Here is a 20977-nt window from a genome sequence, read left to right on the forward strand (position 1 = left end):
CTAGCCAGCCCCCTTACCTTCCTTCGCCGGAACGTCATCGATGGGAATACCATGTCTTTTTTGCAAGGTTTCTGCCATCTTATTAAGAGAGTGGGCTAAGTCCTGTAGCTCGTCTCCCCGTCGGATGACCACCCTTTGAGAGTAATCCCCCTTGGTGACTCCATCCACGAATCGATTGATGGAAACCAAAGGTCCATAGTATTTGTGAGTCACGTGAAATACGACAGATAGAGTAACGACGATAAAGCTCACCAGAAGTATGCCAATACGTACAGCATTTTTGTAGAAAACGTCATTGGTCACCATCTCATACTGATTCTTCGGGTCCACGATCTGGAACATTTCCATCACATGCTGATATTGTTCGAAGAAGGCATTCAGAAACACCAGGGCGGTCAGAGCCGTGAAGGTTAATGACACCGCAATCACGTAGATGCCTAATTTCATTTGCTTGAAAGGTTCGATCAGGACAGCCTTCAAGTTCCGGTTCGGCCTTGTTATGACATTTTTTTTCAACGGTCTCTCCTAAGCTATGATCCTAGTCCCTCTTCGGTTGCCTTCCGCAAGTCTTTAGAATCACGTTACTACCCTAATGACATACACGTAAATTGCCCTCGGTCACTTAGAAACGTCTTGCCTTTTTCATAAAACGTCTATAATTTCCTTTATTCCGTTGACTAACCATCTCTTGGAGACATAGCATTGCACGGTTCTAGACATAAAAGAAAGCATTCCAAAGGTCGCAGAAAAGTAGGTCGTAAAAAGCGCAGAATGATGAGACTTCGTCGCGCATTACGCACCAAGTAAGGGATAATCTGAGCTACCCGCTTAGCTCAGCCCTCACGCAATTGTGGGCGACTTCCAAGATATATTTTGCCATAGCGAGGATCAAAGATCCTCGCGTTTCGGCGTCTTGCCGAAGTCGGTACGCCCCGCCTGTTCTATGGTTGCTCAAACAACCACTCAGACGAGCCATTATAAAAAACCCCAAGGCTGTAGAGATTCTGCGTGTCCTTAAAGATACCTGCCCTAATTTCCTGTACGTCAATCCAAACAAAATACGTCATTTTTTTTGCATTTCCTCACCACGCCAAGTAAATTAATTTAAGAACTCATCACAAATCATGTCACCTTGGTTTAGCAAATGTCTGCTAGCTGTGGGTCTTTTTGTCTAAAAATTCGAACAGAGGAGTCTAGGTATGCTAGATTTTTTGCTAGAACTCGAGAAGGTTCTTAAGATCTGGCCTGACAATGTAAAGTGGAGCATCGTACAGATTGCCGATAAAACTAAGGCAAAAGTCCCCTACGTTGTCGATTTCTTATCCGATGCCCTCGGTAAGAGCCTTGATGTCCATGACCCTATGACGTTCAATGAAATCAATAAGGCCTTTGCGTTGCTGAAGGATCGGTATCGACCCGAGATCGAAGCCATGAAGCAGCGCGAAAAACTGGAGATCCAGTCAGCAATTGATGCCTACGACACCACTATGGCAAAGATTCGGGTGATGGAAACCACCAAGAACTGGCGTGCAGCCTATAAAACAGTGAACTATTTCTATGGTATTCATCACAAGAAAATTCCTACCGAGCTTAAAGTCAATCTTTGCAATGAATGCCTGCGTTTGGGCATCAAAGAGAAGATTAACTTTCAAGAATTGTCTCAGTGGTTAAAGCGCGGTATCCAGCATTTGATCAGTCGTCCTAGTGGCGAAACCATCGAGGATGCCCTTGACTTTCTGGACGCTTACGGTGACTATTTCCTTTCGGAACCCCGTGGCAAAGGTGAACACTTCCTAACAAACCTTTTCCTCATGTTAAAGCCTTCGGCAATGGAGTTTGATTTATCAGACAAGCTGAATGAGGTCGCGGGGGAGCTAAGGCTTGAGGCGGTTATGGATGTCTATCTTTAATGAGAGAGTCACCCGGGGGTGACCCCTTGACTCTCTAGTTAAGTCACTGGGGAGTCCCACTTGAAAGTTGTAAAGCCTAAACCTACTAAAACCAAATCTCACAAACCAAAGGCACTCACGGTCAAAGATGTTTTTTGCACCTGTAGCCCTAGCCAGTTTACCTTTAGAAATACAAAGGAATTGAAGGCATCACACGAAATCTATTCTCAAGATCGTGCGACCCGAGCTATTCACATGGGCCTTGGAATCCAGCACCCAGGATATAATATATACGTTGCTGGAATCGAAGGTACCGGCAAGACCAGCGTGATCAAAAAGTTTCTTGAAGAATGGTCACAAAATGCCCCCACTCCATGCGATTGGCTCTATCTCTATAATTTTCAGAACTCGGAGTCACCACGTGCTGTGGCAGTACCATCGGGCGATGGCCGCCGCTTCAAGAAATCGATGGAGAAACTCCTCAAAATGCTTCGAGAGGAGATTCCTCTCGCCTTGCAGAGTGAAGACTACGAAAACGCTGTCAACTCACTATACTCTAGTGCCAACGAAGCAAAATCTAAGCTATACGGCGAATTAGAAAAGCTGGGCAAGACCAAAGACTTTGTAATTAAATCCACCCGCGCTGGCATCGAAACCATACCTGTAGTAGACGGCCGCCCCTTATCTGAAAAAGACTACAGTAAACTCAGTGAGGCCGATCGCGGGCTGATCGAGCAGCGACGAAGCGAGTTTGAGCCTGAAGTCCTCGACTTCGCTCGAAAGGTACGCGCCATCGATAAAGAGGCGCGCGATCACATAGAAAACTTAAGAGATGCGATCGGAGATCAAATTGTATCCTCCCTTGTCGACGAGTATCTGGACGAGCACGAAGACAACCCCGAGCTTGTCGATTATCTCAAGCAGTTTCGTGATGATGTGAAGGAGCACCTTTTAGATTTTGCTGAAGATGAGGAAAAGGAAGAATCTGACCTCTCTTTCCTCCATGAAGAAAGAGATCGCTTCAATAAGTACAAGGTTAATGTTTTCATCGATAATAGTAAGAGTGAAGGTGCGCCCGTCATTATCGAGAATAACCCAACCTACTATAACCTCTTTGGCAAGATCGAAAAGAATGTCGAGCATGGCATGTACCTTACCGATTTCACCATGGTCAAATCAGGTTCAATACATCGTGCAAATGGGGGCTATTTGGTGCTCAATGTCCTCGATATTTTTCGCACTGGTAATATCTGGGAAACGTTAAAGAGAGTGCTTAAGAATAGACAGGGCTTTATTGAAGACATGGGAGAGCAATACTCTTTGCTCCCAACATCGGGGCTCCGCCCAGACCCTATTCCCTTGGATTTAAAAGTGATTTTGATCGGCACTGATGATATTTACCACATTCTTTTTCATGAGGATGAGGAGTTCCATCGCATCTTTAAGATCAAGGCAGACTTCGACTACAAAATGGAGCGAAGTAAGAAGAATATCAAGAGCTACGCCTCATTCATAGCTACCCGTAGCCAAAAAGAAGGACTCCTGCCATTCGATCGGTCTGCGGTCTGCGCGATAGTCGAGCATGGCACGAGACTGGTTGAAGATCAAAGCCAACTATCAACACAGTTTTCCGCTATCAAAGATCTTACTATCGAAGCCCACTTCATCGCCAAAGAACGAGGGTCACGAACCATCAAACGTTTAGACGTGGAAGACGCCTTAAATGAAAAGTATTACCGTCTCAATCTCTATGAAGAGCAATTGATGAAAATGATTCGTGAGGGTGATATTTTAACCAAGGTGGATGGTACAGCCATAGGAGCGATCAATGGCCTAGCAGTCTACGACTATGGCGACTATGCATTTGGCAAAATAGGCCGCATCACCTGTACCACATCAATTGGTGATGGTGGCATTCTGAATATTGAACGACAGAGTAGCCTTTCTGGAAAGATTCATGACAAGGGTGTCTTCATTCTTACCGGCATCCTCAACGCGCTACTGTCACGACAAAGAAAACACGGTCTGGTGGCAAGCCTTTGCTTTGAACAAAACTACGGCATGATCGATGGTGACAGCGCGTCGGTCGCAGAACTAGTGTGCGTTATTTCAGCCTTGAGTGGTGTAGCCATCAAGCAAAACTTAGCTATCACTGGTTCAATCAATCAGCTAGGGGAAGTGCAGCCAGTCGGTGGTATCAATGAGAAAATCGAAGGGTTCTTCAAAACCTGTCTCGAAATCGGCAACTCCGATCACTACATCATAATGATTCCTCACCAAAATCAGAAAAACCTCATGCTGCACAAGGAGGCTCGTGAGGGTATCAAAACAGGCAAGCTGAAGGTTTATCCCATCAAACACGTTTCTGAAGCCTTTGAACTAGCCACAGGCGTCTCCCTAGGAACTGAAGAGATTCCATTCTATCTTGATGTATTTCCCAAAGGCAGCGCTCTCGCCAATATCCAGAACAAACTGAAAGAAATTGAGGAACGTGAGAAGAAAGATGACTAAAGCTCTCAGTTTTAAGGAGTGCTACTACTCCCGCTATACACTAAAACGCGCTATCGAGAACTTTTTTCACAAGCGCGACTATATTGAGGTAGATACTCCGATCATCGTGCCGACTCCCGGCACCGAAGTACACCTCGACTATTTTGAGACGTCCTGGCTAGACTTCCAGCTGCAATCTCACCAACGCTTTCTAAGATCAAGCCCAGAGCTTCATCTGAAGCAAGCTTTAGCACAAGGGTTGGATCGTATCTACCACCTGGGACGCTGCTTTCGCAATGGAGGGGAAGCATCTGCCTGGCACCACCCAGAATTCACTATGCTTGAATGGTATGAAGCTGGGATCAGCTATGAAGACTTCATGCAACAAACAGAAGAGCTCGTTCGCTACAGCCATAGGATGCTTCAGACCGAGGGTTATTCTGTCATCACACTTCCATCAAAAATTGAAGCCTTGACTGTGGCCGAAGCGTTTGAACGGTTTGCTGGAATCGAACTCATCGACCAAGACCCTGACCTGGCCGAGAAGGCTAATAGAAAAAATTTCGTTTCAATTCGCCCCGACGATGATTTTGAAACTAGCTTCTTCAAGATCATGCTTGATGCCGTGGAACCTTGCCTGGCGGAATTTGAGGCCGTATTTCTATATGACTACCCAGCCTCCCAAGCCGCCTTGGCCACCGTCGAGCAAGGGGTTGCCAAGCGGTTCGAGCTTTACATCAAAGGCATCGAGTTATCCAATGCCTTTCAGGAGCTGACATCACCCCAAGATAATATCCGACGCATTCACGATAGCAATCACGTTCGTCAGACTCTAAGTAAGCAAGCGGTGCCAATCGATGATTGCTTTGTAGATGCAGTTAACAAGGGAATCCCAGAGAGTTGCGGTAATGCCCTCGGCTTTGATCGCTTGCTAGCAATTCTTCTTGGCCTGGACTCCATTGATAGCATCATCCCCTTCCGAGAGAACCCGATCTTTCCACTTGAAGCTCCATAAACAGGGTCGCTTGACCCTGGCCGGAGCTAGTATCACGAAACAGGGGAGAAAGGATTGGGACTCCATCAAACAAGCTATTGCGCCCTTGCATCCAGTGGTCATTGTCGATGGTCAAAGTACCAACCCGCAGTCGCTGACCAAAGGTGGCCCAGACTTTAGTTTGCATGCGACTTGCTTCGAAGCGACTATCACTGCCGCTTGGCAAGCGAAGCACAGACTCTATATCAAGCAGAACGCGACCTTCCTTGGCTCGAATAGGCTGAACAATGACCTCAACACCTCCTTTGAGGACCTTGGTCTCCACTTCCTTGCCTGGAATCACAACATCAAAACCGTGACGCGCACTTGCCACAGACCCTAAGGTCACGCGGATTTCTGGTTCACCACTAAGAGATCGCTTCTGGGATTCAATGTAGGCTTGGAGGCGATGATGATTTGTTTTAAGAAGGTTTTGCCCCATCACTCCCCAGGGATCAAAACCCAACTGATCCACATCATCTCGCTTTAGCCAGTAGATGTAACTTCGTATCATCAAGTTCTCGGTGGATTCCAAGCACCGAAATCTAACCGTTTTCTGAGCTCCTAGGAGTTTTTTTAATTCGTCACAGCCCTGCGTTGCTGTGAGGTAACCGTCAGATGAAGCCTCTAACCCAGCATGACTAGTAACACCAACTGCCTGGATCAAGTTTTCCTTCCCCTTTGAATTAAGTCTCACATTGAACAGGCAGGGCATCTTTTTCCGACACCTCTCCCTGGCCTGCTCAAACCAACTCCAAGAACTGGTTTCACCGGCTATAATTTGACGTTTTTTATCACATTGGATGCCCGGGTGCTCGCACAAAAAATGATCCCAAGGAGATTGAAAGACCTGTGGTTTTGAAGCTGCACGGCTCTGCACCATAATAAGGGTTTTAGATTGCAACTCATCATGAATCGTGTGGCTTATGGTCACAATCCCCTTTTTCAATGCATAGATCCGATATACATTGTTCTTAAGTGGCTCGATTTCAATCACACCCTTGCGGGATACTTTTAAAAGTCCACCGCCCGAAAACACCATAGTTTTTGTTTGCCCCGCGCTCATCTCTAAACTTTGTGCTTGTGAGGCACATAAAGTCCAAATCAATAGGATCAGTCTAGCCATAGCGAATCCGCCCTTCTAATTCGCTGCACAGGGGCAAGCCCTCTCGTTGAGACTGAAGTTTAACCTTGCCGCTGACTAATCCTCGAACCCAAGGCAAAGACTGTTCCTTTCTTGGTAGGAGAACACTGGGTGACTCTGTAGGCCCTGGATCAAAGAGAACGGGATCAAAGCTAACAAGGCATATCTCACCTCGGAATTTCTTCACCAGAAACATTTGAAAGCTGACGTTTTTTGGTACCTGAGTTCGGCGAAGGCTCACCCGAACTCCTTGCCAAGGCCCTTTCTTTTCATCGTCACTGTGGATAAAAAGCATCGACATCCCCAAGATAAAGCAGATGAGGTGGGTTGCCATAGGACTGATGTGCCCTAGAGTAAAGATCTTCAACATTTCCACGGCACCTCCTTTTGAAGATCGCCGTCATGAAGTAGACATAAGGCAAGGCTGTCTTTGCCACGGGTATAGGCTCCGTAGTCGAGTCGGGGTACATAGCTTGAAAATTTGGTATCAAATAGCTCTATCTCCAAAACGTCCATATGAAGACCTCCTTCAAGTGTCGTGAGGAGGTCTTGGCCTTTCTGGTAGCCGAGAGACAAGGCAGCTAGAAAAAGGTAAACCATCAGCTGAAGCCAAGCAGCTCCAAATAATGTTCCTAGAGGCATGATAGCTCCTCGCGCCAACGAACCCTAGTGTTAGGGTAGCGTTCTCCTAAAGTTGGATTTTCTTCGTAGTTCTCTAGCCAGGTGACGCATGGTAACCGGCATATTTCATCCACTGAAGTTTCCCAATGAGATAACCACTCAACGTAAAAATCGTTCACCCAATCTTGCTCCTCTTGATCCAATGCTAAGCGCTGCTGTGCAAACTGGGACGCATCCTTGATGTTCACGCTAGCTTCCCGCCAACGGGCACAGAACTGAATCTGATGCTGACGTTCAAAATCTGCCAACATAAGCGCAAAGCTATTATCCAGTTCCTTGTTGATCCGAAGACCAAGACCCGTCAGAATAGATGTTGCAACGAAAACCATAAAAACTCTCATGGCTCATCCATACCTTGCCCAATACTCATTGACGACGGACATTGGCTGGAGCTAAGAGACTTCCATAGAAAGGTGCCTAAATGAGACTTGGAATTACAATCTTGTGGATCACCCTAACGTCATGTCGAACTCTCCATGCGGATGACGATAGTGCGAAGAAAGGTAGTTTAAACCTCGTGCGCGTGGTCGGAGAGAAATCATCTGCCACCCCGCCCCCCTCAGAAAATATGTGCTCCATACAGCTTGCCGACAACAAAGAGGCTGAGGGTTGGTTCCAGGAAGCTATACAATCAGATATGAGCACCGCGATGGTGTTTCGCCCTTTTCGACCCTCTCTCAAGTATTCTGCCAGCCTTCGGGGTAAGTCTGTCATACTTCTCCACGCCGCCGATACACTGAAAAGTCGCGATGGAGACAGTGCCTTAGCCCTTATTAAGCTTCTTGATGACCAGTGCCCACCCGTGGATGGCAAGCAAATCAATGCCCCCATAACGCCACAAGTAGGCAACAAGAAAACCAAAAAATAGATTTTTCGAAAAAATCTAAAGTTTTTCGCCAAAACACCCGATATTAGGCCGACTCAGATCAAGGAGCGACCGTGAGGTACACACATCGGACCCTATCAGCATTTATCATTCTAGCCTTTTGTAGCTGCAAGTCTGGACGTAGTAACATCGAAGTCCAGCCCAGTAGCTCCAATGATATTCCCAATGCCAACGTCGGTTTGCCAACTTTGGAACCTCTACCGGAACCTCAGGCCAGCTTGAAGATAACTTTGGTCCCAGGAAACGCCTTTAGTCCGGACGATGTGACCATCGATGTCAGCCCCATGGAAGAGGGTCGCGGCTCTGGCTTCGCTGGCCCCCTCTCTCAGCTAGACCAGATGAGCTTCAAAGCTCAGGAAAATTATCGCATCAAGGTAGAAGTGCAAGCTGCTGGCCGAGCTGGCCCCTATGGTTCTACTGGCTGCGGTAACGAATCCCAGTACAAGCTCCTGGGAGGGATGAATGTCATAACCCTTAAAATCTGTCCCGCTTCTGATGTCACCATCAATCCAGTGCTAAGCGATGACACAGCAGAAGAGCTCGACAATCCTTGATCGACCCATTTCAGATGACCAGCACCTGAACACTCTCGTCCTGGTCGGTAGCTTCAGGAATGACGACACAGTTGCGACCACGCCTCTTGGCTTCGTAGAGCAGGCCGTCCGAAACCTTGATCACATCAAAGGGACTCATACTTTCTTCGGTCGGTGACGACAGGCCGATACTAATGGTGATGGTGAGCGGGTCGCGGGATTCAGTGACTAGCTCAGGACCTGGCTCCTTCTTAATCTTTCGTTCAACCATGCGACGCCATTTGATGGGTCGACTCACAGGTGGCACCGAAGATCTGAGGTAGAAGTCTTGGGCCTCAACCAGCCTGCGCATCTTGTTAGCAAACATAAAGCTGTCTTCGCAATCTACCCCTTCAAAAACTGCACAAAACTCCTCGCCACCATAGCGATAGACCCGTGCACCACTGCGCTCTAATGTTTTTGCCACTAGGCGGAGAGCATTATCGCCTTCGTCATGCCCATAGCTATCGTTGAACTTCTTGAAGCGATCGATATCCATCATTGCTATAGAATACTCACCCTCCAGTGTATAGAGATACTCATCTAAAGCACGACGATTTGGAATCCCAGTTAGCTCATCAAGGTAGACTCGTTGCCAGTTTAGGCGAACCATGGACTCAAGAAGGACAATAGCACCCATCACAAAGCTCAGCGTCGTGTGTGCTAGCTTGTCTCCACTGTTGTCAGTGGTCAGCCCCGCATTAAAGGCGAGCAAGGAGCAGAATACTGATACCGAAAAACCCACCACATAAAATGAGATCTTTTTATCCTTGATGAAGAAGGGCGTCGACAGGAAGATCATGAAAGTAAGAAAAGTGAGTTGCGGAACTTTCATCCAAGCAATATCCAGGTCTGGAACCGTGAGCAATACTGAAAGCCAGCTGGGTTGATATTCGAGCAACAAGCCCATCAATACCCATGGACTCAAGATAGTTAATGCCCTTCCAAGTGTGCGCCAACTCTTGAGTCGAGTTTCCCTTTGAACCATTGCGATAAAACCGCTTATGGGTAAACCTAGAGCGATCGCCTTGATAAACATGGTTGCTTCGGGGTCCTTCAAATTTAGTTCCCCAGAGTGAATATGTTGAAGAGTCAAATAAGAGGCGAACATCAGGATCGCGGTGAATAAGATTCTTGTCTGGTTCAACTTCAACCCTAACCAAGCAACCAGGATAAAGCTCATATACGGAATCATTGCTAGAAAGTGAGTAAATCCTTGGCTGATAAAGATATACTCATTTAGCTGGGGATATATGAGTACAATAATAAGTATCAATACCGCCGCTCCGTAGAGCTGATAAATATGTGGTTGGCTTGTCATCACCTTTTTTTTCATGGCCCTATCCTCAAAATAGTCTGTGTCACGTTTGCTATCCTCAAGGCCTTCCGCTTTTTGGAAAACCAAACGTTAGCGGCAGATTGCCCCTCAAAACTTTAGCGAAGCGGAAGTTTTTTTTAGATCACTGAATTCGTTCAACTAATACAGCTTATTACCCCTGGTAAATCTTACAAAATTCGACAACAAAAATGAGAAAATTAAAAAGTCTAAGGTAATTGAGGCGATATCAGCCCCTCAATTAGAATTCTTACGATTGTAAACTATTTGAATTATGACCGAGACTTTTAATAGTAAGCACCGATAATAAAGGCTGCGGGTTAACGGAAGACAAGTTTGATATGGCTGATTACGAGATAGACGATCATATTAATAATCTGATCGGGGAATTTTTCAGCAATTTCGAAGATGATCTGGATTTTCTAGAGCAAGAGATTCTGAATCTAAGCGAAGGCAACTCCGATGCTACAGTGCGCGCCGCCTATGCGAAAGTTCATAGTATCAAGGGCAGTGCGGGTGCTCTGGGGCTGGGCTTTATAAGCACCGTTTGCCATATTTTCGAAGACTACCTCAGCCAGATCCACCAGGGCATTTCAAAGTCGCAAAGCGACTTTCTCTTAAAATTCATCGATCTACTCCGCGACTTCAACGATGTGACGCAAAGTGAATCAGAACCCGATATCGATGATTTCAAACGGCGCTTGTCAAGCTTAACCGCCAGCAATCTGAAGCAACGCTTTCTTGTGGTACAAAAGACCAAAAGTTTCACCAAGCGCTATCGCCAGATTCTCGAAGGGAAAAATGTGGAGCTATCCACTGTAAAGAATGGTTACGAAGCCCTCGGCCGCGTTCTACAAGAGCGATTTGATGTGATACTTTGTGATGCCTATCTCGATCTGATCAGCGGCCTTGAGCTTACAAAGATTTTAAAAATCGTCAAATGCCATAACCCTTATATCAAGGTCATCTTGGTTACATCAAACGATGATCTAACTCGGGAAAAGGCTGGCTTTCCTGACTATCTGGTAAAAAAGGATATCGACTATTTTTCTAATATCCGCAAAATTTTCTCCGCACTAACCGAAGATATTCCTTCAGCAGGGTCAGCCCCAGCAGAATCGTCTGAGATGCAACCAAGCTCAAGCCCGGTCACGCAAATAGTTCCCCTGAAGCGCCTCCTTTGCGTCGATGACGATCGACTGATTCAATCCTTGATAAAAGCTTCGGTAAAAGGTTTAAACCTAACATCGTTCGCCCAGGCATTCACAGCCGCAGAGGGATTTGAAAAAGTCCAGGAATCTGATCCAGAACTGATTTTACTTGACTATATTTTACCCGACAAAGATGGGCCAGAATTCATGAAGGAACTAAGAACCAAGATGAAGCTTGATATCCCAGTTATTTTTCTAACTGGAAAGAACTCCGAAGAGGATCGAAAGCTCCTGATGGACCTTGGGGCGATGGCTGTCATCCATAAACCTTTCGATCCGAAGGTCCTTGCTGCAAGCTTGAAATCTCATTGGGAACGCTATTCCGATTCTCAGAAGCAGCAGCGTTCTGCCTGATATCAATTCGTCTTCAGCCCTCATCCTGGATCAATTCACTGTAACCCTCTCGGAAACTTGGATAAAGGAAGGAAAAGCCAGAGTTCAACAGCTTGCCGTTCGACACGCGTTTATTTTGGGGTAGGTCTTCCTCGCTTTTGTCTGGTAGCGGAATCTGCCATTGATCACAAGCCCAACGAATCATTTGGTTCTTATCAGCTGGCTCAGAATCGACACCATTGTATATTCCAGGAGCAAGCTGGTCTTGCCTTAGATGCAGCAATGCTCTCACACAATCGGATCGATGGATACGATTGGTAAAAATTGGCTTTTTAGTGAGCTTTTCCTCACCGGATTTGAAGCGATGTACCATACGTGTCCGGCCTGGGCCGTAGATCCCTCCAAAGCGGATCACAAATCCCTTCTCCACATGGTCCAAGACCCACTGCTCTGCCTCAAGCAAGATCCTACCATAGGGACTCGCCAATTCTGGCACGGCCATGGTTTCATCAACCAGCTCACCATCCTTCTGCCCATAAACCGAGGTGGATGAAATAAAAAACAGCTTCTGCGGAACCTGAGGCAAACCTTTGATCAGATTCTTAACTCCATCGAAATAGGTGCTTCTATACCGAGACAGATCTCTTGATTTCGGAGCTAGACAAAAATAGACTTCGTCACAAGCAGGCAGATTTTGCGGGATGCCTTTCGCTAAATCACAGCTTATAGACTCCATTCCCTCATGGGACAACGAACTCCTTTGCAAGCCAATCACATGATGGTCCTTGGCAAGTGCATCGGCTAAGGGAAGCCCCACATAGCCTGGTCCAGCAACTAGAATACGCTTCACGGGCCATCCTTCATTTCAATGCGATAGGTTTTCAAAACGTATTTTAACTGCCCCACACTCCGAAAGGTGCAGCCATAAGCCTTATCACGAACTGCTTCATGGCTACAGTATGCTGTCAAAAGACGTGTACCAAGGTTCTTTTTTTGGGCTGCAAGCCATGTTTGGCAAGCTTTCACTGCCACATGTTGTGACTCTTCAGAGCAAAAGCGCCTCGTCTCACGATGGGCTCGTTCCTCAACAACATCGACGTTGGCCGCCGCTAAGGGTTGCGATGACATGATTCCAGCGATGATCCAGACTCGCTCCATTTCAACTATCTCCCCCGAACATATAAGCCTTCAGTGCTTCTTTCGTTTCATCCGGTAGCGGCACGCTCTTGTCTTGATCAAAGTCGTACCAGACGAGAACTGCTGTGCTGCGTGCTAAAATCTCGTTTTCAGTCTTAATTTCGTAAACTTGATTGAAACTTTTTGTACCAATGCGCGATACGTGACAGTCTACATAGATGTTATGATGGAGAAACCCTTGGGCGAGGAAGTCGATTTCAACCCGTGCCAGTATCAGGGGAATTCTCTCTCCATCGCCAAAAATCGAGATACCAAGCACATCCTGACAAAAGCGTGTGCGGCAGTTCTCAGAATAAGTCAAATAGACTGCATTATTGATATGTCCCAAGTTATCGGTGTCGCGGAATCGTACCTCGACCGGATAGCGGTATGTTTTCAAGTCTTTACCCCCTAACGAATGCTCGTCGCTATCTTGGCTTTTCAACGGGGATTTGTCCAGATCGAAGCATAAAGGAGCATTTACTATTATGACGCTCCGTGCTAAAAAAGCGTTTCTTTTTCATTCGTTGCTTTTAAAGAGGTTTGTCCGTGACTTCGATGACCGACAGCATCAAATTATCCCCGCCACTTCCTTGGATTTCAGACCAGGGTCAAACTGGATTTGTTACGGAGATCAGCCGCCAACACCTCACTCTCGACATATTCGAAGCATCTCAAGCAAGCTCTGGCCCCAATGAGATCCGCGTTATGGTAGGGAAAAGCCAAAGCTTTGTATTTAGTGGGCAAAGTCGCCTCGCAAGCCCCCGCACTTTCCGCCTCATGATCCACGGCGCAGATTCAGAGCAACAGCTCCACGATCTCCTTGGTCAAGTCCGCAAGGACCAACACATCGAAATCTGTCGCGACCAAGATGTCGAGGCCTCCGATCGATTCACAGGGTTTCAGCGAGTCCAATTCATCCCCGAAGCACTGCCCGAGCTAAGCTTTGACGACCTTAACACCGAACAAAGCTTTCTAGGAACCTGTTTTGACTACCCTATTCTCATCACAGGGATGACGGGCGGGGTCGACAAGGGTACTGAGATCAATCGTCGCCTAGCTCTTGCAGCGGAGGCCTACAATATTCCCATGGGAGTCGGTTCCCAGCGAGTGGCTTTGGATAATCCCGAATATGCTCCTATATTCGATGTAAAAAAATATGCTCCAAATTTATTTGTTATCGGTAACCTTGGCTTTGCTCAGCTAAAACAAGATAACTACTTGGACCTTTGTCGCCGGGCAGTGGATATGGTTTCGGCTGACGCTCTCGCCATCCATGTTAACGTTTTACAAGAAGCCATTCAGATGGAAGGAGATCGGGATTTTACTGACATTCTAAAGCGTTTAGAAACCGTGTGTCAGTCCCTATCGACTCCTATTGTCATCAAAGAGGTTGGTTCAGGCATCTCGTCCAATACGGCACAAAAACTTTTGGAAACTGGCATCGCTGCGATCGATGTTGGGGGCCGCGGCGGCACATCTTGGGGATATATAGAAGGTCTAAGGAGCAGCTCTTCGGAAACCATGGAGTTAGCTGAGACATTCCGCAACTGGGGCATTCCAACAGCCTACAGTTTGGTGGGGGTTCGAGCCTTAGCTCCCCAGCTACCTCTCATAGCGACTGGTGGCGTGCGCAACGGACTTACAGTCGCCAAGGCGATCGCTCTCGGAGCCGACCTGGTTGGAATCGGCTTACCTCTCCTTCGAGCTGCACTTCAAGGAGAGCAAGAGACCCGAGATACCCTAGCGACGATTGTACGGGGTTTGAAGGTTGCTATGATAGCGACCGGCAGCCGCAGTTTACGAGATCTTGAACAGCATATTTGTTTGAGTCACCCCATGGAGAAGAACTTTGACGACATCGTTCAGTCAAAAAGCTTTTATTAGAGGTCAAAGGGCCTTAGCAGCGAAACCTCCTCGGTATGGACTTATCAGATTTTAAGGAATGAGTAGTTTAAGATCTCTTGAACTATCGGAGAATCTGGGGCATCTTTTTCGAGCACCCCTCTAACGGCAAAGGAATGAACGGAGTAGACCATGGATCAGGAGATCAACCCAACATTCAAAAAGCAGTACGCTCCCCCTGCGATGGACCAATCGTCCCGCCTACCCGGATTTTACCAGCTTCCTATCGGCGAGAGGCGCAAAATAGCCGGTTCTTTCGGTGGTTTAGAGGATAGACAGACGGATGCTTTAGGAGAGTTTGGCGCTCTGACTCCAGAACTAACTGATGTATTTATTGAAAATGCAGTAGGAACTCTGTCGCTCCCACTTGGGGTCGCCACGAATTTTAAGATTAACGGCCAGGATATTCTTGTCCCCATGGCTGTGGAAGAAACTAGCGTTGTTGCCGCAGCTAGCCACGGAGCAAAACTCGCAAGGGCAGGTGGCGGCTTTAGAACCTCGTCCACAGCTCCCATCGGCACCGGACAAATCCAGGTTTATCCCAAGGCCTTTGACGATTTCGATAAGATCTTTTCGCCCCTCAAGCAAGACATGCTTGAATATGCGAATCTCGGCCAGGACCGCCTTCTAGCCCGAGGCGGTGGGGCGTGCAATATTTCATGGCGCTATACTTCGGCGATCAACTCGCTGACGTTCTTTCTCGATGTCGATACTCGCGACGCTATGGGTGCAAACATGATCAATACGATGTGTGAGCGCCTTGCGGGATACATTGCAAAAGTGATCCCCTGCGAGATCGGGCTACGGATTCTGACAAATCTTACAGATAAGCGCCTAGCTCGGGCTCACTGCCTTGTGCCAAAAGGTGCGTTTCACAATAAAGATTACACTGGTGAGGAGGTGGTCGAACGCATCGAAGCAGCCTACCTTTTTGCAGCCCATGACGTCTACCGCGCCACCACCCACAATAAGGGAGTGATGAATGGAATCGACCCTGTTGTGATCGCTACTGGCAACGACTGGCGCGCGGTGGAAGCAGGGGCTCATGCCTACTGCTGCCGAAACGGGGTCTACGAACCCATGACAAAGTGGTGGAAGAACGAAACGGGGGACCTAGAAGGTTCCATCGAGTTGCCTATTGCTGTCGGAACCGTCGGTGGGGTGACCAAGCTTCATCCTACAGCCCAAGCCTCGCTTCAGATTTTAGGCCGCCCATCAAGCCAAGGCCTAGCAGAGATCATGTGTTCTGTTGGCCTGGCTCAAAACTTGTCAGCGTTGCGTGCTCTAGCTTCTGAGGGAATCCAAAAGGGCCATATGAGTCTTCATCAAGGTAATCTAAAGCTGACGAAAACCGAGGGAGTGACGAAGCATTGATCACGGTTTCGGTTCCTGGAAAAGTCATGTTAGCAGGTGAATATGCGGTTCTTGAAGGGTCTCCATCTCTCTCACTGGCTGTCAAGAAAGAGCTACGTTGTACCGCACGGCTTTCGGACTTTCATAAGACTGTGATTCGTTCGGATATCTGGAGCGAGCCCCTCATTCTAGACGAAGCGCTTTCTAAGGAGCCCAACAATCCGCTGCTTGATACAGTACGCTGGGCCTGTAAAGAATGGTCACTGCCACCACTTGAGATCACTATTGCATCTGACATTCAAGTATCGGATGGGCTGGGTAGCTCATCTGCGGTGCGACTGGCGAGCCTTGCTGCGATGGCAGCACTAACTGGCCGCCAGGAACAGCCTTGGGATTTGGCCCGTCTTTGCTGGGATCAGCAACGGCAAGAGCAGGGCTTCGCATCAGGCTACGATTTTGTCACACAGGTCCAAGGGGGTCTTGTCGCCTTCTATCCCGACTATAGCTGTTGGCCAGGCCGTGTTGAAGATCATAAATTGCGCTCGTTGATACCCTATATTCACATCTTTCGAGGGGGCAAAGGCGCTCCTACGGGTTTGGTCGCCGGGTCGACCCGCAAATGGCTTCGTGAGCGGCGGCGCATGCTTTCTCTCACACAGCGTTCAGAGCAGCTTATACAAAATTTCATCGGTTTTAGCCAAGCTAGTGTCAAGCTTCCCGAGCTTATCCAGTCGGTCAAAGCCCATCGTGAGATTTTTGAAGACAATCCAAACTTCCCTCTTCACCTACTCCGAGCCTTGCAAGAGCTCAAAGGCTTCGATCAAAGCTGGACATTCAAAACAACCGGCGCTGGTGGCGAGGACTCTATATTACTGATCGGAGATACCTCCGACCTGGACGAAGCCCGTCACTGCCTGTCCATTTTTAACTGGCAAGCACTTGACACTGAAATCAGCGCAAAGGGAATGACTTTCCATGACCAAGCAGAATAAAACCTTAGAATATTTTCAGCCGTACGTGGCCGTAGTTCCAAGTAACATCGCCTTTCTCAAGTACTGGGGAAAAAGCGATGAAGCCTTGCAATGGCCAGCTAATGACTCTTTGTCTATGACTCTGTCTGACCTTCATACAAAAACCAAAGCCCAAGTCAGCGAGATTCCGGAACATCAAGTTCGATTGAATGACCAAGAGGTATTTCGTGAGGATAAGGTAGGCCAGAAGATCTTCAAGCACCTCGACTACCTGGCAGAACAACTTCAGACCAGAGAGAAGCTGATTATCGAATCAAGCAATAGTTTCCCCACTGGCTGTGGAATCGCGAGCAGCGCGAGCGGCCTCGGCGCTCTAACCCTTGCAGCAGTCGCTGCCTGGACTGCAAGCCCTTCGTTGGAAGTATTGGCTAGCAAAGGCTTTTCCATGGATCGTTTGATTCAGTGGGCAAGAATTGGCTCCGGCAGTGCTTGTCGTAGCCTTTACGGAGGGGTCGTTCACTGGCACCGCGGTTCTTGTGAAAAGGAGCAAACTGTAAACCAAGCCTTCGACGAAAGTCACTGGCCTCTTATGGATTCCGTAGTTTTGTTCTCTGATGCCGAAAAGTCGGTAGGTTCCACAGAAGCCCACCGCAGTGCCTGGACCAGCCCACTCTTTGCCCCAAGGCTGGCAAGCTTAAATAGCCGACGGGATGCTATGCTGCAGGCGATTGAAGATAAGAACATGAAATTTCTTGGTCCGCTCATCGAGCAGGAAACTCTTGAGATGCATGGGGTCATCATGAGTGCCACACCTTCTGTCCACTACTTTGGAGCCGAGACTGGCAAGTTTCTTGCTTGGCTTCGGGAAAGGCGCACGGCCCTAGACCTGGATGTTTACTTTACTCTTGACGCTGGCCCTAATGTTCACCTGATCTACGAAAATCATCTCCACGAACGAGTGATGCAACTGCTGCAAGAGACCGTAGACTCAAGTCGTATTCTAAGTGATCACATGGGTGCTGGCCCTGTCCTAACTGTTGAGGAAGTTTAGGTGAGTGAAAAAGATAGCCTCAAGGTAGGCCTTTGCAATAAATCCAACCCATCCGCAGCCAAGGCCTCAGCCTGTGGCAAAGCTATCATCGTTGGCGAGCATGCTGTTGTCTATGGATCTCATGCGGTAGCTATGCCTCTCAAACAAATGCGCATGAACTTAGAACTCATTCCCCAACGAGATTCATCTGAAAACCATCAGTTCTTGCTCAAATTAGGGGGCAAAGAGGTGTCCGAGCGCGTCTCTGGAGTGATTCCTGAAGCTCTAGACTTGTTGCACCAGGATCGCTTCTCACTGGTTATGAAAGGGGTTTCCAGTCTCCCAATTGGAGCCGGCTTAGGGTCTTCCGCAACCCTTTGCATCGCAACTTTAAAATCTATTTGCAACTCCACAGACCTCGACTTAAGCCGCGATGAGTTAGCTTCCCTAGGCAACCAGCTTGAGGCTCGTTTTCACGGTAACCCTTCGGGCCTAGACACTGCGGTGGTCGCCTATGAAGAGTGTGTTTACTTCGCGAAAGGAGACCCCATTCAAGGGATCGCAGATGCCCACCAACACCCGTGGCACTTTGCCTTGATTGACAGCAAGATTCGAGCCTCTACCATGGCCATGATTCGCTTGGCGCAGCCTTTTTTCTCTGCCCCAGAAGGAGATCAGAGAATTGAGCGTTTCGATCTCGCCGCTAAGCTGGTTAAAAGCGCCCTTCCAGCTGGTAATTATGGAGCCGTGGCTGAGGCCATGAACGAATCAGGCTCCCTTTTAAGAGAGGCAGGAGTCGTGCCCGATTCAATCGATAGTATGCTTCAAGCTTGTCACGAGTCTGGTGTACTCGCAGCGAAGACGACCGGCGCCGGAGGCGGGGGAACGATTCTATGTCTGCTGAATCCAGAGAACTGGGATCAGCAATACCGTGCGATCCAGGAGACCTTTTCTGATTATCCCGTGTTTCATATATCAATCTAGCGAAATTAAGTCCCGGCTTTCGTAACTGCCGGGATTTTCTTGATAGCTAGTTATCAGTGAGCTAGCTGATCCTTTAGATTGATCACGAAATAAGAAAAGTTGAAGCACATCTCATCATCGCTCCCAAATCCGCCAAATACCGTCTCTTCTTTCGGATTGAGGAAGGTGCACTCAATCACTAGATTCTTACCTTTAGCTTGCTTGTGACTGATAGATATCGCTTCTTTGAATGTGAAGTCTCGCTGCCAATTGAGATCCCAACGAGGAATACTCAACAGTGTATCCATGCGGCCCCATTTGTCCTCCACGTAGACCCGACCAGACTTACCAATGGCGTGCATGTGGATATTCGCGGAATGCAATTCCAATGACTCGATTTGCTCAGGCTTCACCTTTAGATAAGATGCTGCTCTTTGAGCAAACTGATCAAAACTCACACTAACTCGATATGTCGCTTCCTGGCCGGCAGGGATCACCATCGACTTGTTTTTTTTAGCTAGTAACCAATCCTGATTGGTTAGAGGAAGGTTTAATCCTGGCTTCTTAACCCTGTCCGCTACTTTAAAATCCATCAATGAACCTTCATCTGACTCACCCGGAGCAAAGGCAGAGAAATAGTGCATCTGCACAATCATCACACTACCGGGGTCCACGGGTATGCCGGTGTCTTTCGGAAAATTATATCCACCTACACCTGGTGCCCAATGTGCAACCCAATGGACGTTATCATTGATTTTCTGAACGATTCCTGGCTCCTTGTCCTCTAAAGCCTTAGCAACTTTTGGATCACCTAAGCGATCGGGGACCCCTCCTCCAAAACACTGATAGCCTGGTCTTTCTTCAGCAGCCTCAAAGTCTTTTAAATGAGGAACAATTTCAGGAGTCGCGCTAAACAAAACAAGGTGATGAGCTACCTTCCGATTGCCTGGCCGGCCCTGAAAGCCCGTGATAAAGGACTTTGTTTTCTCCGGCCACTCCATAATAAAACAGCGGTAGTCGTCCTTTCGATTCTGCATCGGTAAATAGGCCTTGCCGTCGTTCACAGATAGCGTCACATCAGGCTCGATTCGGTGAGCGATCATTTCCGAGGTTTTTCCTTGGGTTTTAGGATCACCCTCAGCAAAGCTATTCTTTTGCCAGCCCTTAAACAAAGCAATCTGCTCATCGCTGAGCGAGTAGTTGTCTTCATACTCGCGGTGGCCAGGCTCAGCCAACCATGGAGGCATTCGCCGCTCAGAAACAGCGTTCACCATTGCCGGTCCAAAGTTAATTGTAAACTTGGGATCTTCAAACGAGAACGACACCCCTTTTTCGGAGTGGCACGTTTGGCAACGACTTTCAACGATGGGTTTAATGTGCTCGTAGTAGTTGATCCCTGCAAAAGAAAAACTACTGAGGCTTAGTCCAAAACTTAACGTAATGAGTCTCATAATGTCATCCCTGATCTTTTAGGTTTGATAAGGCCTTCCGAATGGCCAAACTTGTTGGAGCATCAATGTGGGATTCACTTTTGTGAATCACCTTTCCGTCCTTACTGACAATAACAATGGTAGGCACTGACTCGACACCAAGGCTCTTCAGAAGATTGTCGCTGGCGCGGCTATAAAACGAGTCTTTGTATTTAACATAGAGCTTGTGTTTTTCGATATAGGCCTTCGCAGCTTTCGGATCCTCATCAATATTGATAGATACAAAGCGAACATTTTGGTGTGCGTCTAGAATAGGGTCAAGATCCCAGACTACCGTAGAACAGCTATGACACCATGGAGCCCAAAAGTGAAGTAAAAGCCCTTGATCCTGAAACGCCTTTGCTGACATAGTTTTTTGCGAAAAGTCGGTCAGCTGAAAATCCTTAGGTAAGTGAAAGGTTTTTGAAAATGCAGAAGTCGCCCAAAGCAGTAAAAGCAAACGAAACATCTGTTGTCTCCCGAGTCTATTGGCTATCATTATACCCGAAGCTACTAACAAGACCCATCCGCAATC

General features: G+C 47.7%; 22 protein-coding genes. 11 read left to right on the forward strand and 11 right to left on the reverse strand.

The window, feature by feature from the left end; translation table 11 throughout:
• Positions 1–516, reverse strand: coding sequence for a HAMP domain-containing protein (locus B9N89_RS09195; protein WP_132317127.1), 516 nt, complete (start codon positions 514–516; stop codon positions 1–3).
• Positions 517–1199: 683 nt separating this feature from the next.
• Between B9N89_RS09195 and B9N89_RS09200 the strand changes: the two genes are divergently transcribed.
• From B9N89_RS09200 to epmA, 3 genes are read left to right on the forward strand one after another with little or no spacing between them, the layout of a single operon-like run.
• Complete coding sequence (locus B9N89_RS09200; RefSeq protein WP_132317125.1) at positions 1200–1910, forward strand: hypothetical protein; 711 nt, start codon at positions 1200–1202, stop codon at positions 1908–1910.
• A 60-nt stretch (positions 1911–1970) separates the two neighbouring features.
• Complete coding sequence (locus tag B9N89_RS09205; RefSeq protein ID WP_132317123.1) at positions 1971–4400, forward strand: Lon protease family protein; 2430 nt, start codon at positions 1971–1973, stop codon at positions 4398–4400.
• Complete coding sequence (gene epmA, locus B9N89_RS09210) at positions 4393–5394, forward strand: EF-P lysine aminoacylase EpmA (protein WP_132317121.1); 1002 nt, start codon at positions 4393–4395, stop codon at positions 5392–5394. The genes B9N89_RS09205 and epmA overlap by 8 nt, the downstream gene beginning before the upstream one ends.
• Here epmA and B9N89_RS09215 read toward each other — a convergent pair.
• From B9N89_RS09215 to B9N89_RS09230, 4 genes are read right to left on the reverse strand one after another with little or no spacing between them, the layout of a single operon-like run.
• Positions 5348–6538 carry a hypothetical protein gene (locus B9N89_RS09215; protein WP_132317119.1) on the reverse strand — a complete coding sequence of 397 codons (1191 nt, stop codon included), beginning with the start codon at positions 6536–6538 and terminating at the stop codon, positions 5348–5350. The genes epmA and B9N89_RS09215 overlap by 47 nt on opposite strands.
• Positions 6531–6926, reverse strand: a complete 396-nt coding sequence (locus B9N89_RS09220) for a hypothetical protein (RefSeq protein ID WP_132317117.1) — start codon at positions 6924–6926, stop codon at positions 6531–6533. Before B9N89_RS09220 ends, B9N89_RS09215 begins: the two co-directional genes overlap by 8 nt.
• Positions 6920–7198 (reverse strand): hypothetical protein, encoded by a 279-nt coding sequence (locus tag B9N89_RS09225; RefSeq protein WP_132317115.1) that lies wholly within the window; start codon positions 7196–7198, stop codon positions 6920–6922. The genes B9N89_RS09220 and B9N89_RS09225 overlap by 7 nt, the downstream gene beginning before the upstream one ends.
• Positions 7189–7578 (reverse strand): hypothetical protein, encoded by a 390-nt coding sequence (locus tag B9N89_RS09230; protein ID WP_132317113.1) that lies wholly within the window; start codon positions 7576–7578, stop codon positions 7189–7191. The genes B9N89_RS09225 and B9N89_RS09230 overlap by 10 nt, the downstream gene beginning before the upstream one ends.
• A gap of 80 nt (positions 7579–7658) precedes the next feature.
• Here B9N89_RS09230 and B9N89_RS09235 point away from each other — a divergent pair, with 80 nt between their 5' ends.
• Both B9N89_RS09235 and B9N89_RS09240 read left to right on the forward strand, forming a co-directional pair.
• A complete protein-coding gene (locus B9N89_RS09235) occupies positions 7659–8105 on the forward strand; it encodes a hypothetical protein (protein ID WP_132317111.1) in 447 nt (148 codons plus the stop codon).
• Between the two features lie 71 nt (positions 8106–8176).
• Positions 8177–8677, forward strand: a complete 501-nt coding sequence (locus B9N89_RS09240) for a hypothetical protein (RefSeq protein WP_132317109.1) — start codon at positions 8177–8179, stop codon at positions 8675–8677.
• Positions 8678–8687: 10 nt separating this feature from the next.
• Here the strand turns inward: B9N89_RS09240 and B9N89_RS09245 are convergent, their stop codons facing one another.
• Positions 8688–10031 (reverse strand): GGDEF domain-containing protein, encoded by a 1344-nt coding sequence (locus tag B9N89_RS09245; protein WP_132317107.1) that lies wholly within the window; start codon positions 10029–10031, stop codon positions 8688–8690.
• Between the two features lie 341 nt (positions 10032–10372).
• Here B9N89_RS09245 and B9N89_RS09250 point away from each other — a divergent pair, with 341 nt between their 5' ends.
• Positions 10373–11596 carry a response regulator gene (locus B9N89_RS09250; protein WP_132317105.1) on the forward strand — a complete coding sequence of 408 codons (1224 nt, stop codon included), beginning with the start codon at positions 10373–10375 and terminating at the stop codon, positions 11594–11596.
• Between the two features lie 13 nt (positions 11597–11609).
• On the opposite strand, the gene B9N89_RS09255 is transcribed toward B9N89_RS09250, so the two are convergent.
• From B9N89_RS09255 to B9N89_RS09265, 3 genes are read right to left on the reverse strand one after another with little or no spacing between them, the layout of a single operon-like run.
• Positions 11610–12425: an SDR family oxidoreductase gene (locus B9N89_RS09255; RefSeq protein ID WP_132317103.1), complete on the reverse strand. Its 816-nt coding sequence runs from the start codon at positions 12423–12425 to the stop codon at positions 11610–11612.
• On the reverse strand, positions 12422–12733 hold the full coding sequence (locus B9N89_RS09260) for a hypothetical protein (RefSeq protein ID WP_132317101.1): 312 nt from the start codon (positions 12731–12733) through the stop codon (positions 12422–12424). The genes B9N89_RS09255 and B9N89_RS09260 overlap by 4 nt, the downstream gene beginning before the upstream one ends.
• A gap of 1 nt (position 12734) precedes the next feature.
• Positions 12735–13151 carry an acyl-CoA thioesterase gene (locus B9N89_RS09265; protein ID WP_159455259.1) on the reverse strand — a complete coding sequence of 139 codons (417 nt, stop codon included), beginning with the start codon at positions 13149–13151 and terminating at the stop codon, positions 12735–12737.
• 158 nt (positions 13152–13309) lie between these two features.
• Here B9N89_RS09265 and fni point away from each other — a divergent pair, with 158 nt between their 5' ends.
• The 5 genes from fni (at position 13310) to mvk (ending at position 18994) form a co-directional block, all read left to right on the forward strand.
• Positions 13310–14638, forward strand: a complete 1329-nt coding sequence (fni, locus tag B9N89_RS09270; protein WP_234996086.1) for a type 2 isopentenyl-diphosphate Delta-isomerase — start codon at positions 13310–13312, stop codon at positions 14636–14638.
• Between the two features lie 150 nt (positions 14639–14788).
• Entirely contained in the window at positions 14789–16030 is a 1242-nt protein-coding gene (locus B9N89_RS09275; RefSeq protein ID WP_132317095.1) for a hydroxymethylglutaryl-CoA reductase, degradative, read from the forward strand.
• Between the two features lie 26 nt (positions 16031–16056).
• Positions 16057–17001: a GHMP family kinase ATP-binding protein gene (locus B9N89_RS09280; RefSeq protein WP_132317093.1), complete on the forward strand. Its 945-nt coding sequence runs from the start codon at positions 16057–16059 to the stop codon at positions 16999–17001.
• Positions 16985–18031 (forward strand): diphosphomevalonate decarboxylase, encoded by a 1047-nt coding sequence (mvaD, locus tag B9N89_RS09285; protein ID WP_132317091.1) that lies wholly within the window; start codon positions 16985–16987, stop codon positions 18029–18031. The genes B9N89_RS09280 and mvaD overlap by 17 nt, the downstream gene beginning before the upstream one ends.
• Positions 18032–18994 (forward strand): mevalonate kinase, encoded by a 963-nt coding sequence (gene mvk / locus B9N89_RS09290; protein WP_132317089.1) that lies wholly within the window; start codon positions 18032–18034, stop codon positions 18992–18994.
• Between the two features lie 53 nt (positions 18995–19047).
• Here mvk and B9N89_RS09295 read toward each other — a convergent pair whose 3' ends face one another.
• Complete coding sequence (locus B9N89_RS09295; RefSeq protein WP_132317087.1) at positions 19048–20424, reverse strand: monooxygenase; 1377 nt, start codon at positions 20422–20424, stop codon at positions 19048–19050.
• A 4-nt stretch (positions 20425–20428) separates the two neighbouring features.
• The gene (locus B9N89_RS09300) at positions 20429–20911 is read right to left on the reverse strand and encodes a TlpA family protein disulfide reductase (protein ID WP_159455260.1); all 483 of its coding nucleotides are present in this window, start codon (positions 20909–20911) and stop codon (positions 20429–20431) included.
• Positions 20912–20977 lie beyond the last annotated feature (66 nt).

Origin of the sequence: Pseudobacteriovorax antillogorgiicola (assembly GCF_900177345.1) — a bacterium.
Classification (GTDB): Bacteria; Bdellovibrionota_B; Oligoflexia; order Oligoflexales; family Oligoflexaceae; genus Pseudobacteriovorax; species Pseudobacteriovorax antillogorgiicola.